This window comes from Brevibacillus sp. B_LB10_24 (genome assembly GCF_046036945.1).
In the GTDB taxonomy this organism is placed as follows: domain Bacteria; phylum Bacillota; class Bacilli; order Brevibacillales; family Brevibacillaceae; genus Brevibacillus_C.
In genome coordinates, this window is record NZ_JBJQOQ010000004.1 from 108894 (window position 1) to 125905 (window position 17012).

Consider the following 17012-nt stretch of genomic DNA (forward strand, 5'->3'; position numbering starts at 1 on the left):
TGATTTGCGTGAAAAAGAAGTTGATTCTGGAAAAAAGGAAGAATATGATAGTTTTACAAAAGTTAATCGTTATACGATAACGATTAACTAAGGAGGCACACATGAAAAAGCGACTCGCAAAGATCACAATCAAAGATGTAGCCGAACACGCGGGTGTATCGACCACGACGATCTCCCGTTTCCTGAACGGACGCTTTGAGGCGATGAGCCGGGAAACGAAAATGCGCATTCAGCAGTCTGTCGAACAGCTTGACTACAAGCCCAATCAAATGGCTCGCGGGCTTCGCAACGAACGAAGCAATACGATCGGGTTTGTCGTGGCCGACATCGGCAATCCGTACACGGTCTCCGTCATCCAGGGAGTGGAGGAGGTGTGCACCCAGCTTGGCTACAGTATCATCATCAGCAATGCAAACGAGAATCCGGAGAAAGAACGCGATTGCCTGACCATGCTGGAAACGAAGCAAATCGACGGGTTGATTATCAATTCCACCGGAAAAAACAACGATCTGCTAATGCGGATCGGAAAATCCGTCCCTGTCCTGCTGATCGACCGCAAGCTGCCGGGAATGCCGTTTGACACGGTTACGACCAACAATACCCAGGGAATCATGCTGGCCATCGAGCATCTGCTGGAACGCGGCTGTCAAGGAATACACCTGATGATCGCTACTCCGGACGGGATCAGCCCGAGATACGAACGGATTTTTGCCTTCGAACAGTTTGCGAAGCAAAACCGTCCGCCCAAAACCTCGCTAACCATCGTAGAGTCCTATTCCCAAGAACGGATTACGGCACATGTGAAGGAACTGGTGGAGAACAGATCCTCCCAAGAGATGACCGGGTTGATCCTGGGGAACGGAAAGCTTTCCCTGATGGCACTCAAAGCGGTTCACCAGCTGCATTGCCAAGTGCCGAAGGATTTGCTGCTGGTCGGCTTCGACGATCCGGAGTGGGCCTCGATCGCTCGCCCAACGCTGACCGTGATCGCCCAGCCAACCTATGAGATAGGCCGGCAGGCTGCAGAAATGATCATTGCCCGGATTCAAAAGGAACAGGAGTATTTGCCGCGGACAGTCGAGTTGATGATGCAGTTGATTCCAAGAGAATCAACCGGCCGCCAAGATATTTGATCATGAGGCATACAGCTGCTGATAATTCAGAAAATGCCATAAAGAAAAAATAGACGGCGAATTAAAAAAACTCTTGATATATGTCGGCAGCATTATTTATAATACAGCTAAATCGATTTCCTAAATCGTTTTCCCAATGAATTGCGCGGCAAACGGGCGTTCCCTAACCGGGAGATCATCCATTTTGCTGAGGGTGTCTTTTTGTCTTGCAACTGATATATTAGATATTTTATCTTATATATCAATATATTTTCAAGACCTTTTACGAGAATCACCAGCAAGAGGGCTGAATCTCAGCAGGGAAGGCCGGCGTAACAAGTCAGACTTGCATCTCATATCCATCCTTCAAGGAGGAGCAATCATGAAAGCGTTATCAGAAACCAGAAGCGCCCTGCCTCGCTCAGGGATACGGGAAATCATGGATTACTCGGCCAACATGCCGGATGTAATCCACCTGGAGGTAGGGGAACCCAATGTAAACACCCCGCTTCACATTCGCGAGGCAGCATTTTTCGCCATGAATGACGGATTTACCCACTACACGCCCAATGCGGGGCTGCTCTCGCTGCGCGAGGCGATCAGCGGACACCTGGAGCGGCAATACGCTCTTCGCGTCAAAGCAGACCAGATCGTTGTGACGGCCGGAGCGGTCAATGCGCTGGCAGCAACGGTGCTGTCACTTGTCGAGTCCGGAGAGGAGGTCCTGATACCCGACCCGGGGTGGCCCAACTACGAGCAAATCATCCTCAGCCAGGAATCGATTCCGAAGCGTTACAAGCTCAGCCCGGATGCCGGATTCATACCGGATATGGCGGATCTGGAGCGTGTGGTCACTCCGAAGACCAAGGCAATCATCATCAATTCTCCCGGCAATCCGACTGGCGGCGTGCTGCGCGAAGAAAACATCAAAGAGCTTCTCGCTTTCGCTTCCAAGCATGACCTGTACGTCATTTCTGACGAAGTCTACGACGGCATCGTCTTTGAAGAGAAGCACATCTGTCCGCTTTCGTACGATACGGAGGGGCGAGTGATCAGCGTCTTCGGCTTCTCCAAGAATTACGCGATGACAGGCTGGAGGGTAGGCTATGCGGTTGCTCCCCAGGAGATTGCTGCGATTATTTCGAAAGTACTGGAGCCGCTGATCTCCTGCGCATCCTCTGTCTCCCAGAAGGCGGCCGAGACAGCAATCTCTTCCCCGCAGGACTTCGTGAGTGAAATGTGCGGCGTCTACAAAGCCCGCCGCGACCACGCCTACAAGCTGTTGGAAGAAGCCGGCATCAAGGCGTACAAGCCCAAGGGCGCCTTTTACATGATGATCGACTTCTCGGATGTTGAGACGAATGGGGAAAATCCCGCCCTTGCTCTGCTGAAGGAATCAGGGGTGGCGGTGGCGCCGGGAGCGACATTCGGGTCGACCACGAAACAGATGATCCGCATCTCGCTGGCTACGGAAGATTCGAAATTATTTGAAGGCGTCAGGCGGATCTGTGATTTTGCAAGAAATCATAAAAGAAAATGAAAACGAGGGGGAGTCTCAAAATGTTTCTGAAAAACAAAAGCGTCATTGCCGTTCTCGTCATGTCGATGATCCTGCTGATCTCCGGGTGCAGTTCTGATGCGAGCACCACACCTTCGCAAAACGCGGAAAGCCATCTGGACAAGATCATCAAATCGAAAAAGATCAGGGTGGCCACCTATGCCGACAGTCCGGGTTGGAGTGTTTTGAATGCAAATGGCGAGTATGAAGGATACGACCCTGATATCGCCCGTTTGCTTGCCGAATCTCTGGGAGCAGAGGTCGAATTCGTGACTACGGACGGCGTAAACCGGATTCCGCTGCTTGAATCGGACAAGGTCGACGTAGCCATCTCGGTCTTTACTCCAACCAATGAACGGGCGAAATCGATCAACTTTACGATCCCGTATTCCGCTGCGGGTCTGGTCCCGATGTATCCCAAGGACAAGCCGATCAAGAGCTGGGACGATTTGAAAGGCAAGAAAGTATCTGTCTCCAAGGGTTCGACAGGGGACATCGCACTGACCAAGTACTACCCTGAGGCCCAACTCGTCCGTTTCGACGCAACCGCAGATGCCTTTATGGCCTTGAAAACCGGAAAAGTAGACGTGTTCGTTGAAGAAGATGGCATTATCCTCGACCTCTTGAAGAAGAATTCGGAATTCGAATCGCTGCCGGGCCAACCATTCAAGTCTTCCTACATTGCGATGGGTGTGAAAAAGGGCGACCAGGAATGGCTGAACTACCTGAACCAGTTTATCCGCAACCTGAATTACTCCGGAGATGGTGCCGAGCTGTACAAGAAGCGGTTTGGCGTAGAAGCTCCGAAACTGTTGACCTATTAATCCTCAAGCTGCGCAATATCAATCGGAACGCGGGGAAATCTCCTTCCCCCGTTCTGATCACCCTGAAAATGAGGTGATTGGTTCGTGAATTTGGTTTTCCACGATATTATTCCGTACATCCCCCAGTTGCTGAGCGGTTTGGCTGTAAGTTTGTACGTCACTGTCATCTGCATGGTGGCGGGGACGGTGCTGGGTCTGTTTGTCGCACTGTGCAAATCGAGCAAGAACGTCATTTTGCGTTTTCTTGGAAATGCTTACATCGAACTGATTCGCAATACTCCGCTGATCGTCCAGTTGTACATCCTCTTTTTCGGTCTGGGACAGCTTGGCATCGACATCAGTCCGCTCTGGTCCGCTTTGATCGGGATCACCATCAACAACGGCGCTTACACAGCCGAAATATTCCGGGCCGGTTTAAGCAGTGTACCCAAAGGGCTTAACGAAGCGGGAAGCGCGCTCGGCATGAATAAAGCGCAAATTTTTCGGCACGTCATACTGGCCCCCGCATTTCGCACTGCCTTTCCGGCTTTGACCAATCAACTTATTCTGTTGTTCCTGTTCTCTTCCGTCGCTTCGATTATTTCGCTTGAGGAATTGACGTACCAGGTGATGAATGTAGAGACGCAAACATCGCGGACGCTGGAAATTACGCTGATCGCCGCCGTGCTCTACTACGGCTGTTCATCGATTTTTATCTATCTGTCAAATACGCTGGCTAAGAAAGTGTTCAAATGGTAAAGGGGAGGGGATAACAGGTGACACAAGATTTCAGTTGGATTCATATCATCCCGATCCTGAAGGGTGCATGGCTGACGATTCAACTTTGTTTCTTTTCCTTGCTCTTTGGCGGGATCATCGGGGTCATTCTCGGCTTGGCAGCGACATCCAAAAACAAGCTGGCAAACGTCCTCTCCGGATTGTATATCAGGCTGGTCAGAGGTGTTCCGCTGCTCGTCATCATCTTCCTGGTTTACTTCGCACTCCCCATGCTCAACATCGGGATCAATTTTTCCAAAGGGTTTTCCGCTGTCCTGGCCCTCTCCGTCTATGCCGGCGCATACATGGGCGAGATCGTCAGAGGCGGCATCCAATCCGTTCCCAAAGGACAATTTGAAGCTGCCGAAGCATTGGGGATGAGCTACTTCCAAAAGTTCCGGCACGTGATCGTTCCGCAGGCGCTCAAATACATCATTCCGCCTGGCATTGGATTTTTTATCGCGCTGATCAAGGATTCGTCCCTGGTTTCCATCATTGGATACATCGATCTGACGAAGGCGGGAAAAGTCGTCAGCAATCTCACTTTTAACCCGATCGCTTCATTCCTGGTCGTGGCAGCTGTCTATTTTGTCATCTGTTTCGGATTGTCGAAGGCAGCGTACTACTTTGAAAGAAGATTTTTGCAGACGAATGTGTAGGCTCTGCGCTCAGCCGCGAAGGCATGGAAAGGGAGGGAAGAATCCGCATGAATATTCAAGTGAAAAATTTGCATAAAAGCTATGGCAAGCTGGAGGTCTTAAAAGGAATCGACTGTCAGATCCGGGAGGGCGAGGTCGTTTGCGTCATCGGTCCCTCGGGGTCCGGGAAGAGCACGTTCCTCCGCTGCCTCAACCTGCTGGAGGAGATCACCAGCGGCCAGGTGCTGATCGGGGATTACGATCTCACCCACGGGAAGACGGACATCAACAAGGTGCGGACGGAAGTAGGCATGGTGTTTCAGCAGTTCAACCTGTTCCCGCACAAGACAGCGATCGAGAATGTCATGCTGGCGCCGGTGATCGTGAAAAACGTGCCGAAGGAAGCGGCACGGACAAGGGCTCTCGAGCTGCTGGACAAGGTCGGTTTGAAAGAGAAGGCGAATGCCTATCCGGGCAATCTTTCAGGGGGGCAAATGCAGCGCGTGGCGATCGCCCGGGCCTTGGCGATGGATCCCAAGATCATGCTGTTCGACGAGCCGACTTCGGCACTCGACCCTGAACTGGTCGGGGAAGTATTGAACGTCATGAAGGATTTGGCCCGGGAAGGGATGACGATGGTGGTGGTCACGCATGAAATGGGCTTTGCCCGCGAGGTTGCCGACCGGGTGATCTTCATGGACCAGGGCTACATTATCGAGGAAGGGAATCCGGAGGAGATATTCCAGGCTCCCAAAAACGAGCGGACGCAATCCTTCCTGCGAAAGGTGATCTAAATGAACAACTTTACAATAGGAATCACCGATTGCGACCATCCGTCGGTTGAAATTGAACGGCATGTCATCGACGGTGCTTCGGGGCAGATGGTTCTGCATCAATGCAAAACAGAAGCGGACGTGATTCGCGAGTGCTGGGATGCCGACGGCCTGTTGAACCAATACGCGCCCTTGACGCGAAACGTGTTGAGCCAACTGCCGCGCTGCAAAGTCATCGTCCGCTATGGCGTCGGTGTAAACAACGTAGATATTCAGGCGGCGACTGATTATGGGATTCAGATTTGCAACGTGCCCGATTACGGCGTCGATGAAGTGTCTGATCACGCACTGGCGCTGCTGTATACGCTGGCGAGAAAGACGCTGCTGCTCGGCAATGCGGTACGCCGGGGCGAATGGGAGTTCAGTATCTCACGTCCCATCTTGCGGCTCAGGGGCCAGACTGTCGGAGTGGTCGGACTGGGGCGGATCGGGAGAGCTTTTGCCGAGAAGGCCCACGGGGCGGGTTTTAAGGTGATCGGCTGCGATCACCGGGAGGATCTGCCGGACCCGCAGCCTTTTGTCGAGCGGGTTAGTTTTGCAGCGCTGCTGGAGCGCTCCGATTTCGTCTCGATCCACTGTCCTTTGACGGAAGCGACGAAATACCTGTTTGCCGAGAGTCAATTGCGGGCGATGAAGCCCTCCGCCTACCTCATTAACACGGCACGCGGATCGATTGTTCATGAGGGTGCCCTGGATCGGGCGCTCACGGAAGGGTGGATCGCCGGAGCGGCGCTTGATGTGATGGAGTTGGAGCCCCCGGCGCCGGATAACCCTCTGGTAAAGCATGAGTCATGTATCTTGACGCCGCATGTCGCCTGGTATTCGGAACAAGCCTTCGATGAATTGAAGCGCAAGGCGGCCGAGGAAGCGATTCGCGTCTTGTCGGGACAAGAACCGCGCTACCCGGTGAATCAGTTGTAGGAGGAATGAGTGTGAGTCTTTTGAATAAAATGAGCAGTGTGGTCTATCACGATGCGAGGCAAATACAAGTAGAACAGACAGAAAGGCCGACTCCTCCTGAAGGGTGGGCGCTGGTCAAGGTGAGTTATGCCGGTATCTGTGGAACCGATCTCAACATCTACGTCGGAGCCCATCCGCGAGCAAAGGGGCCGCTGGTCATCGGGCATGAGCTTTCCGGAACGCTGATAGAAGGTCATCCCGAACTGGCGGCAGGAACGCCGGTTACGATACGGCCGCTTTTATTCTGCGGAGAATGTGTGCCTTGCCAGACGGGAATGAGTCATGTCTGCAAGGATTTGAAGCTGGTGGGAATCGATCGCGACGGGGCCATGGCGGAGTATGTGATCGCGCCGGTCGAGACGATCCACGCACTGCCTGAGGGCGTATCGCTGAAATTGGGCGCTTTGATTGAGCCGCTGGCGGTAGGCGTCCATGCGGTCCGACAAGCAGGGTTCACCCCCGGCGATACGGCATTGGTCATCGGAGCCGGGCCGATCGGCATGTGTGTAGCCGTGTCCCTGAAGCTGCTGGGCGCTGGCCGGGTGATCGTGGCCGAAACGAACCGCTTTCGGCTGGAAATGGCGGCAGAATTGGGATTTGAGACGATAGATCCGGAAGCGGGCGGAATCGCGGAGCAGCTTCTAGCGAAGACAGCAGGAAACGGGTCCGATTTTACCTTTGATTGCGCCGGCCACCCTTCCGTCTCGGAAATCCTGACCCAGGTGACGAAGGTACGGGGGACTGCCGTAGTTGTCGCGGCATACAAAAAGCCTGCGCCGATTGATCTGCTGCAGGCCATGTTCAAGGAGATCACGCTAAAAGGCGTCCGGGTGTATACGCCGAAAGATTTTGAGATTGCCGCGCAGCTTCTCGGCAAGCCGTTTGACTTTGACAAGCTGATTACCCATGTCCTGCCGATGGAAGCCGTACAGAAAGGCTTTGACCTCTTGCTGTCCGGGGGGGATGCGGTCAAGGTCCTGATCCAAGTCGGGACTGAGGAAACAAGCAATCTGACAGGAGCTGATAGGCGTTGAGCATGTTCGATCTTCATGGACAGGTGGCCGTCGTCACGGGAGCGACGAGAGGGCTTGGCCAGGCGATGGCGCTGGCTTTGGCGGAGGCGGGCGCAGATATTGCCCTGCTCGCGAGAAGCGCTTCCGCTTCAACCACAAAGCAGATGATTGAAGAGCTTGGGCGCCGCTGTGAAGTGATCTTGTGCGATCTTGCCGACATGAATCAGGTGAGGCATGTGATGGACCAGGTAGATGACGCGTTCGGGCGGGTGGATATCCTGGTGAACAATGGGGGGATTCAACGCCGCTCCCCTGCTGTGCAATTCCCGGAGGAGGACTGGGACGATGTGCTCGATGTCAACCTGAAAACCGTCTTTTTGCTGTGTCAGCAGGCCGGCCGCCGGATGATCGCCCAGGGGCGGGGGAAGATCATCAACATCGCTTCCGTGTTGTCGTTTCAGGGCGGGATGACAGTCCCCGCCTATGCCGCGGCAAAAGGAGGCGCCGTCCAGTTGACCAAGGCGCTGGCAAACGAATGGGCCGCCCTTGGGATCAATGTAAATGCCATTGCACCAGGGTATATGGATACGGAGATGAATGAAGCGCTCAGGCAGAATGAATCGCGAAACCGGCAGATTCTGGAGAGAATTCCGGCAGGGCGCTGGGGCAATCCGGACGATCTCAAGGGTAGCGTCGTCTTTCTCGCTTCACGGGCCTCCGACTACGTGCATGGCCATGTACTCACGGTAGATGGAGGATGGCTGGGCAGATAGATTATTCCAGCACATGTTGAGGGAGGTGGGCCAAAATTGGACGTGGTAACAATCGGAGAAACGATGGTGCTCTTTACTCCAGGGTCGACAGGTCCGCTTCGCTATATCAGTACCTTTGAAAAAACCATCGGCGGAGCGGAATCAAATGTAGCGATCGCCCTGTCGCGGCTGGGCCATCAGGTTGGCTGGATCAGCCGGCTGGGCGATGATGAATTCGGCTTGTACGTTCGCAATTACATCCGCGGCGAGGGTGTGGACACTTCCCGGGTGGTGTTCGATGGCACGTATCCCACGGCGGTTTTTTTCAAGGAGCGGCAAGCGGGTGGAGAACCCAAGGTCTATTATTACCGCAGAGGGTCGGCGGCAAGCTGGATGACTCCGGCTGATCTGGACGAAGCGTATATCGCCAAGGCCAGGTTCCTTCATCTGACGGGAATCACGGCAGCGCTCAGCCCCACCTGCCGGGACACGCTTTACCGGGCGATTGAGATCGCGCGAAGCCACGGGCTCACTGTGGTTTTCGATCCCAATATCCGGCTGAAGCTCTGGTCCAGGGAAGAGGCAAGCAAAGTATTGATGGATCTTGCCAGCCGCTGTGATATCGTGATGCCGGGCATCGAAGAGGGAGAGATCATGACTGAGGAAGCGGAGCCGGAAAAAATCGCCGGGCGGCTTCTGCAGGGCGGCGCCAAAGTCGTCGTACTGAAGCTGGGCGAAAAAGGGGCCTATTACGCTGCCGGTGAGCAGGCGGAGTACGTAGCCGGGTATCCTGTGCGGCAGATCGTGGATCCGATCGGCGCGGGAGACGGCTTTGCCGCCGGTTTTTTGTCCGGCCTGATCCGCGGCTGGTCCTACCGGGAAGCCGTTGCACTGGGGAATCGGGTGGGCGCATACGCGTTAACGGTGGCAGGTGACGTGGAAGGGTATCCATCCTGGGAGCAGATTGCCCCCGATAGCGGGAAAAAAGAGGTATTCCGATAGGGTTGGGCGAAGCAGTATGTGGCGGCGATTCAAGCGGCCCGTCAGCAAAGGGGGAGAGCGAATTTGGTGCAAAACTCATTCAAGAACAAGCTGAAGGCGGGAGATTGCGTCTATGGAACTTGGCTGCGAATGACCTCGCCCATCGTCGTGGAGGCTTTGGGGAGCGTCGGCTTCGACTTTCTGCACGTCGATATGGAGCACAGCGCAATCGATCTGCAGATGCTGGATTACATGGTGCTGGCCGGGACTGTACAGAACCTCCCGCTCGTTGTCAGAACGGCAACCCAAAATCCGGCCGATCTGTACCGGATGATGGATCTTGGGGTTTCTTCCTTTATACTGCCGAGGATCGAGACAGCCGAACAGTGCGAAAAACTGTTGGCAGGAGCCAGGTACGCGCCGGCAGGGACGAGAGGACTGGGCGGACCGGTACGGGCCAACCGTTGGGGAATGACTCCGTTGGAGCAGCATCTTGCAGAAGCGCAGCAAGAGACCGCGATGATTATTCAGATCGAATCGGAAGCCGGCTTGGCCAATTTGGAATCGATCCTGGAGGTTCCCGGCATCGATGTCGTCTATATCGGGCCGATGGATCTATCGCAGGCTTTAGGGTACCCCGGGCAGGTGGAACATCCCAAGGTAAAAGCGACCATCCAATCGATGACGGAAACCATCCGCAAAAAAGGCATTGCCGTCGGGATTCATGCCTCCAACACCGAACAGGCGAAGGAATGGGCGGCCCAAGGTGTCCAATACTTTACCGTTGGCATGGATGTAAGTCTGCTGCAATCAGCCGGGCGGTCTCTGGTGGACAGCCTGAAAAAATAGCACACGAGATAAGACAAGCTCCCTCGTTGCCGATGCCGGCAGGGGGAGCTTTTGATTTGGATGTGATGCAGTCCTTCCGCTATAATCGGACAAGGGGTGTTAGAGATGATTCAATAAAAGAAAAACGCTGCCGCTGCAATCATCGTCGTTCATGAAATTTACGGACTCAATCCGCATATGCTGAAGGTTTGCCAAACCCTTTCCGAACATGGTTTTGACGTCCTCTGTCCCGATTTGCTGGAGCGAGAGTCGCATTTTGAATACGCTCAAGAGGAAGAGGCCTATCGATATTTTTCGGAAGAGATAGGTTTCCCCAAGGCCTGTCTCAAGGTAAAACAATTGATAGAAGACATGAAGAATCAGTATGAAAAAATATTTGTCCTCGGATACAGCGTTGGCGCGACGTTTGCCTGGATGTGTAGTGAAGAGCGGCTGCTTGACGGGATCATCGGGTATTATGGGTCGCGCATTAGGGTCTATTTGGAAATCAATCCCCGCTGCCCTGTGCTGCTGTTCTTTCCGCAAAATGAAAAATCGTTTCATGTGGACGAGGTCATGGCAGTTGTCAGTGACAAGGACAATGTCGAGGCGCACAAGTTGAGCGGGAACCACGGATTTAGCGACCCGTATTCTCCAAAATACGACGAACAGTCAGCCAAAGAAGCGTGTCAGTTGGCGATGGCTTTTCTTCGATCTCAGCTTCTGGCATCCGCTGCCATTTTGTCATACCGCTGCTCCTTTACCTACAACATGTAGTTTTATATGAACCGAAATCATGTAGGCGCAAATGTCAACTAGTTATTCGTGTTTTCCTCATCTGTTCGCGTACCGGACAGAACAGACTTGCCAATTCCAAAAGCGTAAAAACTAAGCACAACGATCCCCAGAAATACGATTCCCACAATAAGGGAGACGCGAGTATCGTCATTAAACCACATGCCAACCAATACTAAAAGCAAAAAGGCAATGGTTGCGTAGTTTGTCACCGGAGCCAGAGGCATTTTGAATGGATGATGCTCCATTTCAGCTCCTTTTGCTTTTCTGAATCGGATTTGACTGATCAGAATGACAAACCAGGGGACCATACCGGGAAGCACACTCGCACTGTACACGTATACAAACAGATTCTCCGGTGCGATAAAGCTTAAGATGACGCCAATGCCTAAACCGACAAGCACGCCAATCGTTCCCAGCAGAGGCACGCCACGATGAGACAGCTTCGTAAATACTTTGGGGGCCTGCCCATTTATTCCTAATGTATAAAGCATCCGCCCTGCACTGTATATACCGCTGTTGCAGCCTGACATTGCCGCAGTGATGACGACAAAGTTAATCAGCCCGGCAGCTGCTGTGATGCCAATTTTCGCAAACGTTGCCACGAACGGGCTGCCGATGGCGTCTAATTGATCCCAGGGATACACCGTAACAATGACAAAAATCGCGCCAATATAGAAGATCAAAATACGCCAGATAATGCTTTGAATGGCACTGGTTAACGTTTTCCGCGGGTCTTTTGCTTCGCCTGCCGTAATCCCGATCAGTTCAACGCCTTGATACGCCCCGATCACAAGCGATAGCGCAAAGAAAAAGCCCGACCAGCCGCCGGCAAAGAAGCCCCCGTGTTCCCAAAGGTTGGCTAATCCAATCGCGTTTCCGCCGTTGCCGATTCCAAAGAAGATCAGACCAAACCCAGCGATTATCATCAATACAATTGTGACGATTTTGACCATCGCAAACCAAAACTCAAATTCACCAAACGATTTAACTGAAAACAAGTTCGCCGCACCGAGAATCACCATTGCGATCATGCCTGGTATCCAAGCGGGCAAATCGGGGAACCAGTACTTCATATACGTCCCGACAGCGATGATTTCCGACATCCCGACGATCACCCACTGGAACCAGTTGCTCCAGGCCGTCAGATAACCGGCCAGGGGGTGAATGTACTTATGGCCAAAGGTCGCAAATGAACCTGCACTTGGTTCGACGTACAGCATTTCCCCCATAGCGCGCATGATGAAAAAGACGAAAATTCCTGCAATCGCATACGCCAGCATGACCGACGGACCCGTCCATTTGATCGTGCTTACGGAACCCATAAATAAACCGACACCGATTGTGCCGCCCAATGCAATCATCTGAATATGACGAGCTTCGAGGCCTCTCTTCAATTCCTTGTTTTCCACTTTGCTTCCTCTTCTCTTTGCTGCTGATCGATAGTCATGTAGATTTCTAATAGTGAGAAAGAATTACTTGCATTGTAATATGTTTTTTTGATGAAAACAATTGTTCACACTAGAAAAACATTTGGTAATTCGGCATTGCTTTGTTCATTTCCGCGCTGGCGAAATCCCCATAGCTCCCGATCGTCCAGCTGGACGGGAAGCCGAACAGGTCTGACCAAGGCCAGATCCGGGCCTCCCGGCTGCCTGAGTATGGCCAGCTTGTCCGTCAGTGCATTTCGTACAAGGATTGTCATCATGATGTACCTCTCCTTTTCAAACTGTAAGATAAGTAGAGAAAAAAGGAAACCTTGCCACCAATTCATATTTTTAGAATAGTTGCATTGACATTAATAGAAATAATAGGATATACTTTGGTAAAAGTTGAACGATGATAAGCGTTACGGTTAGGCGGAGAAATGGAGAAACCCTTACCCGTAAACACAGTGTCCTCAAGGGGCGGCGTGTTTATATTGGGGAAGGGTTTCTTTTTTCGTATCGTTCAACGTAACTAAACAAGAAAGAGGGGTTTTATGCATGAAGATGAAAAAGTGGTTCAGTGTCGCAGCGACTGCCGTTATGCTGACATCTGTTGTCGCAGCCGGCTGTTCGTCATCGGAGAGTTCGTCCGGAGGAGGGGCAGCGAGCGGCGGTGAAGCTTCTGGCGGTGGAGATAAAAAATTGGGGGCGATCGCCCTCTACTCCCCTGAAACACCGGACTTTACGAAAGAAATCGGGCTCAATTTTGAAAAGGCTTTCCCGGGCTCCAAAGTAAACGTGCAATACGGCGGAACCAACGTTATCGTCAACCGGCTGATCGCCGAAAAAGACAACCCGCAGGGGGATTTGTGGTATGGCGGCGGCGGCTTCCTCCCGTTTGAAACGGCCAAAACAAAAGACATCATCACTCCTTATATACCGGAAGCAGTAAAGGATTGGCCGGAGGTAAAAGACGGCATCAAGGTTCGCGACAAGGATTGGAACTGGGTAGGCGTGGAAGTCTTCGCGCTTGGCTTTGTGTACAACACCGACCTTGTGAAGCCGGAAGAAGCCCCGAAAACGTGGGATGACCTGCTTGATCCGAAGTGGAAGGGCAAAATTCAAATGCCGAACCCGGCCGCTTCCGGAACGGCTACGTTGACGGTTCTCAGCCTGTTGATGGACAAGGGTGAGGAGCAAGGCTGGGATTACTTCAAAAAACTGGTGGATCAAGTAAGCGCTTTACCGGATTCTGGCTCTGCTCCGACCAAAGCGGTGGCAAAAGGGGAAGCGGAAGTAGCGATTGCGTTTGACTTTATGGCCTATGAAATGAAAGGAAAAGGCGAAAAAGTAGACTTTATCGTGCCGGAAAAAACGCCGGTCATCGTCAACCCGGCTACCCTGGTCAAAGACGGTCCGAACCCGGAAGGAGGCAAGGCGATGATCGATTACCTGCTCTCCCAGGAAGGGCAGCAGCAGCTGGCAAACTGGTACCACATTCCGATCATGCCGGGGGTAGAATCGAAAACGCCGCTGACACTGGAAAAAGTGCTGCCGCACGCGATGGATCTTGACGTGGATTGGGTGGTCGAGAACTACGACCGCGTCCGCAACGAATGGCGCCAGAAATTCCAATAAGGGGGATCTTCCATCATGGGATCGGTTAAAATCGAACATCTGGGAAAAGTCTTTAACGGTGTGACCGCGTTGGAAGATGTCAATCTGGAGATCAAAGAGGGCGAATTTTTTGCCCTCTTGGGTCCCTCCGGCTGCGGCAAGACGACTACGATGCGCTGCGTCGCCGGGTTTGAAACCCCGACATCAGGCAAGATTTACATCGGAGACCGCGACGTCAGCCAAATACCGGCCAACCAGCGCAACTGCGGCATGGTGTTTCAAAGCTATGCCTTGTTTCCGCACCTGACCGTGTTTGAGAACGTCGCCTACAGCTTGAACATGCGCCGCTTTTACCAGGGCGGATTTGGCACCAAAATGGCGGTCCTGGCCAATCTGCTGAACCGCAGGCTGGGCAAAGTGAACCGTGAAATCGAGCAGAAGGTGCGGGATTCACTCGACTTTGTCGAACTGGGACAAATGGCTGACCGCTTGCCGACGGAGCTTTCCGGCGGCCAGCAGCAGCGCGTGGCCCTTGCCCGTGCACTGATCATGGAACCGGCTGTGCTCCTGATGGATGAACCGCTGTCCAACCTGGACAAGAAGCTGCGCAATATCATGCGGGTCACGATTCGGCAAATTCAGCAAAAAGTAGGAATTACGACGATTTTTGTCACCCACGATCAGGAAGAGGCCATGAGCATGGCCGATCGGGTAGCGGTCATGAACAAAGGCAAACTGGTTCAGGTTGACACGCCAACTGCACTGTACAGCAATCCTGCTTCGCAATTCGTTGCCGATTTTGTCGGCTCGTCCAACATCTTTACCGGTACCGTCAAGGACAGCAAGGATGGACAGACAGTCATCGCGATCAATGGGCAGCAGGTTTTGCGCTCAGCTTATCCAACCGGCAAAAAAGACGTAGAAGTGATTATTCGGCCTGAAAGCATCCGTTTGTACACGGAAGATCAACCGACGACAAACGACAATATATTGGCAGGGACGGTGACGATGTCTACCTACCTGGGCCCCGCTGTCCGCTATGACGTCAAAGTGGGCGATCTGCAATTTGAGGTAGACACCACTTTTGAAGGGGGCAACCCGCTGCTTGCGCCTGGGGCAAAAGTAAAATTGGAAATTGATCCGTCTCGCGTGGTGATCCTATGAGCCAGATCGCAACCAATCAGCAGCCTGTCCCGACGCCGAAAAAGGCCAAGAAGAAGCGTTTTGCCTTTGAAGGTTTCACCCTGTTAAAATGGCTTATTTACCTGTTCTTTTTCGTTTTTCTGCTCGTTCCGCTGTTTTCGATCCTGCTGGTGAGCTTTACCGGACAGCCGATCAACATCTTCGGCAGCTTCGTCAGCCAAAAAATCTTCAGCTCGACGATGAAAAAGCTCTCGGAAATGTCGTGGGACGCCTACGCTGCCATCATTCAAGGCAAGGGTTACTTTGCCGCATTGGTCAACAGCTTGGAGCTGTCAACGGGCGTAGCCCTGCTGGTGACCGTGATGGTGCTGCCGATCGCCTACGCCTTCGCCCGCACCAAAATGCCGCTGAAAGGGGTGTTCGCCGCCCTTTGCACGATTCCGCTGATCTGTCCGACGTTTATCTCTTCTTACGGATTTCAGCTGATGTTCGGCAAAACCGGGTGGGTCAATCACATCTACCGCAGCATGGGCGGGGAAGGGGTGTTGTTCGATGTCCAGTCGATGTTCGGGATCGCCCTGGTGCAGATCTTTTTCTTCTTTCCCTATGCGCTGTGGCCGATGGTCGCCGCGTTCAAGATCAGTGATGTGACACTGGAAGAAGCATCGCAAAATCTGGGGGCGAAAAGCTGGTACACTTTTTTGCGGGTGACGCTGCCCTTGGCGATGCCGGGGATTGTCTCCAGCATGCTGCTCCTCTTTACCGTCAGTTTTTCCGACTTCGGGACGCCGATTATCCTGGCGCCGAAGGACCTGAACCTGATCGTCGTCGAAGCGTATCGGGAAATCGCCGGATTCTTCAACTGGTCAGGCTCGGCCGTGTTGACGGTGATCATGCTGCTCGTGGCAGCGTTCTTCTTCTGGATGCAGCGCCTGGTGGTGCGCGGCAAGGAGTACGGGACGGTCTCCGGAAAGCCGAGCAAGCAAAAGCTGAACGACCACAAGGGAACACTCGCTGTACTGACGATTTACTCCGGATTGGTCGTGCTCGTTCCCTTGCTGGCAGTCGGCTCGGTGTTCCTCTCCTCCATCGCTACAACCTGGGGACACCATGCGCTTCCGGACGGATACACGCTTGCACACTACAAGACGATCTTCAGCACATCGTACCAGAATATCGTCAACAGCATGATCCTGGCTGCAGGCGCTCTCGTCTTGAGTGTCGTGATCGCCACCTTTGTCTCGTACTTTGTCGTTCGCCGCGGCTCATCCGGCCTTGACTTCGTTTCGTCTATCCCGCTGATCGTGCCGGGGATCGCGCTTGGGATCGCCATGATCCAGACGTTTAACACCGCGCCGCTGCAATTGACGGGAACAGCGCTGCTGCTGATCATCGCTTACACGATTCGCCGGATGCCGTACATGATTCGTTCGACGATGGGGTCGATGATGGCGATCCGCAAAGACATCGAAGAAGCCGCCGTTTCGCTTGGCGCTTCGCCGCTGATCGCGGCCTTGACGGTCATCGGTCCGCTGATGCTGCCCGGAATCGCCGCAGGCGCTATCCTGGTGTTCGTCACCGTCATCAAGGAGACCAGCATCTCCATTTTGCTGGCGCCGACTGACTGGGCGCCGATGAGCCTGGCCGTCTTCCAAAACCTGCTGCGGGGCGAATACTATACCGCTTCGGCCATGGCCATCCTGATCATCGTGATCGTCATCATTCTGCAAGCGGTAGCCAAGAAACTGACGAAGGATCAATTGTACTAATACGAG

General features: G+C 53.2%; 16 protein-coding genes and 1 pseudogene. 15 read left to right on the forward strand and 2 right to left on the reverse strand.

Translation table 11 applies throughout. The annotated features are described in order from the left end of the window. The first annotated feature begins 101 nt into the window (after nt 1–101). The 12 genes and pseudogenes from ACI7RC_RS06240 to ACI7RC_RS06295 all read left to right on the forward strand — a co-directional run. The gene (locus ACI7RC_RS06240; RefSeq protein WP_408107372.1) at nt 102–1133 is read left to right on the forward strand and encodes a LacI family DNA-binding transcriptional regulator; all 1032 of its coding nucleotides are present in this window, start codon (nt 102–104) and stop codon (nt 1131–1133) included. A gap of 361 nt (nt 1134–1494) precedes the next feature. Beyond that, nucleotides 1495–2652: a pyridoxal phosphate-dependent aminotransferase gene (locus tag ACI7RC_RS06245; protein ID WP_408107373.1), complete on the forward strand. Its 1158-nt coding sequence runs from the start codon at nt 1495–1497 to the stop codon at nt 2650–2652. Between the two features lie 20 nt (nt 2653–2672). Then, the gene (locus tag ACI7RC_RS06250; protein ID WP_408107374.1) at nt 2673–3494 is read left to right on the forward strand and encodes a transporter substrate-binding domain-containing protein; all 822 of its coding nucleotides are present in this window, start codon (nt 2673–2675) and stop codon (nt 3492–3494) included. An 84-nt stretch (nt 3495–3578) separates the two neighbouring features. Continuing rightward, on the forward strand, nt 3579–4232 hold the full coding sequence (locus ACI7RC_RS06255) for an amino acid ABC transporter permease (RefSeq protein ID WP_408107375.1): 654 nt from the start codon (nt 3579–3581) through the stop codon (nt 4230–4232). A gap of 17 nt (nt 4233–4249) precedes the next feature. After that, nucleotides 4250–4909 (forward strand): amino acid ABC transporter permease, encoded by a 660-nt coding sequence (locus ACI7RC_RS06260; RefSeq protein ID WP_408107376.1) that lies wholly within the window; start codon nt 4250–4252, stop codon nt 4907–4909. Between the two features lie 47 nt (nt 4910–4956). Next, entirely contained in the window at nt 4957–5682 is a 726-nt protein-coding gene (locus ACI7RC_RS06265; protein WP_408107377.1) for an amino acid ABC transporter ATP-binding protein, read from the forward strand. Further along, nucleotides 5683–6642: a C-terminal binding protein gene (locus ACI7RC_RS06270; protein ID WP_408107378.1), complete on the forward strand. Its 960-nt coding sequence runs from the start codon at nt 5683–5685 to the stop codon at nt 6640–6642. A gap of 11 nt (nt 6643–6653) precedes the next feature. Next, the gene (locus ACI7RC_RS06275) at nt 6654–7715 is read left to right on the forward strand and encodes a zinc-dependent alcohol dehydrogenase (RefSeq protein ID WP_486303977.1); all 1062 of its coding nucleotides are present in this window, start codon (nt 6654–6656) and stop codon (nt 7713–7715) included. A 2-nt stretch (nt 7716–7717) separates the two neighbouring features. Beyond that, a complete protein-coding gene (gene kduD / locus ACI7RC_RS06280; RefSeq protein WP_408107458.1) occupies nt 7718–8467 on the forward strand; it encodes a 2-dehydro-3-deoxy-D-gluconate 5-dehydrogenase KduD in 750 nt (249 codons plus the stop codon). Nucleotides 8468–8503: 36 nt separating this feature from the next. Then, entirely contained in the window at nt 8504–9448 is a 945-nt protein-coding gene (locus ACI7RC_RS06285; protein WP_408107380.1) for a sugar kinase, read from the forward strand. Nucleotides 9449–9514: 66 nt separating this feature from the next. Further along, nucleotides 9515–10276, forward strand: a complete 762-nt coding sequence (locus ACI7RC_RS06290; RefSeq protein WP_408107381.1) for an HpcH/HpaI aldolase family protein — start codon at nt 9515–9517, stop codon at nt 10274–10276. A 135-nt stretch (nt 10277–10411) separates the two neighbouring features. Next, nucleotides 10412–11032: pseudogene (locus ACI7RC_RS06295) on the forward strand (dienelactone hydrolase family protein); the annotation flags it as partial. A gap of 38 nt (nt 11033–11070) precedes the next feature. Here the strand turns inward: ACI7RC_RS06295 and ACI7RC_RS06300 are convergent. Beyond that, entirely contained in the window at nt 11071–12462 is a 1392-nt protein-coding gene (locus ACI7RC_RS06300; RefSeq protein ID WP_408107382.1) for an amino acid permease, read from the reverse strand. 104 nt (nt 12463–12566) lie between these two features. After that, nucleotides 12567–12758: a hypothetical protein gene (locus ACI7RC_RS06305; protein ID WP_408107383.1), complete on the reverse strand. Its 192-nt coding sequence runs from the start codon at nt 12756–12758 to the stop codon at nt 12567–12569. Between the two features lie 277 nt (nt 12759–13035). On the opposite strand from ACI7RC_RS06305, the gene ACI7RC_RS06310 reads away from it, so the two are divergent. Genes ACI7RC_RS06310 through ACI7RC_RS06320 form a run of 3 tightly spaced genes read left to right on the forward strand, consistent with a single transcriptional unit; the run spans nt 13036 to nt 17006 of the window. Continuing rightward, nucleotides 13036–14115 (forward strand): extracellular solute-binding protein, encoded by a 1080-nt coding sequence (locus ACI7RC_RS06310; protein ID WP_408107384.1) that lies wholly within the window; start codon nt 13036–13038, stop codon nt 14113–14115. Nucleotides 14116–14130: 15 nt separating this feature from the next. Further along, complete coding sequence (locus ACI7RC_RS06315; protein ID WP_408107385.1) at nt 14131–15258, forward strand: ABC transporter ATP-binding protein; 1128 nt, start codon at nt 14131–14133, stop codon at nt 15256–15258. Further along, nucleotides 15255–17006 carry an ABC transporter permease gene (locus ACI7RC_RS06320; protein ID WP_408107386.1) on the forward strand — a complete coding sequence of 584 codons (1752 nt, stop codon included), beginning with the start codon at nt 15255–15257 and terminating at the stop codon, nt 17004–17006. Before ACI7RC_RS06315 ends, ACI7RC_RS06320 begins: the two co-directional genes overlap by 4 nt. The last annotated feature ends 6 nt before the right edge of the window (nt 17007–17012 follow it).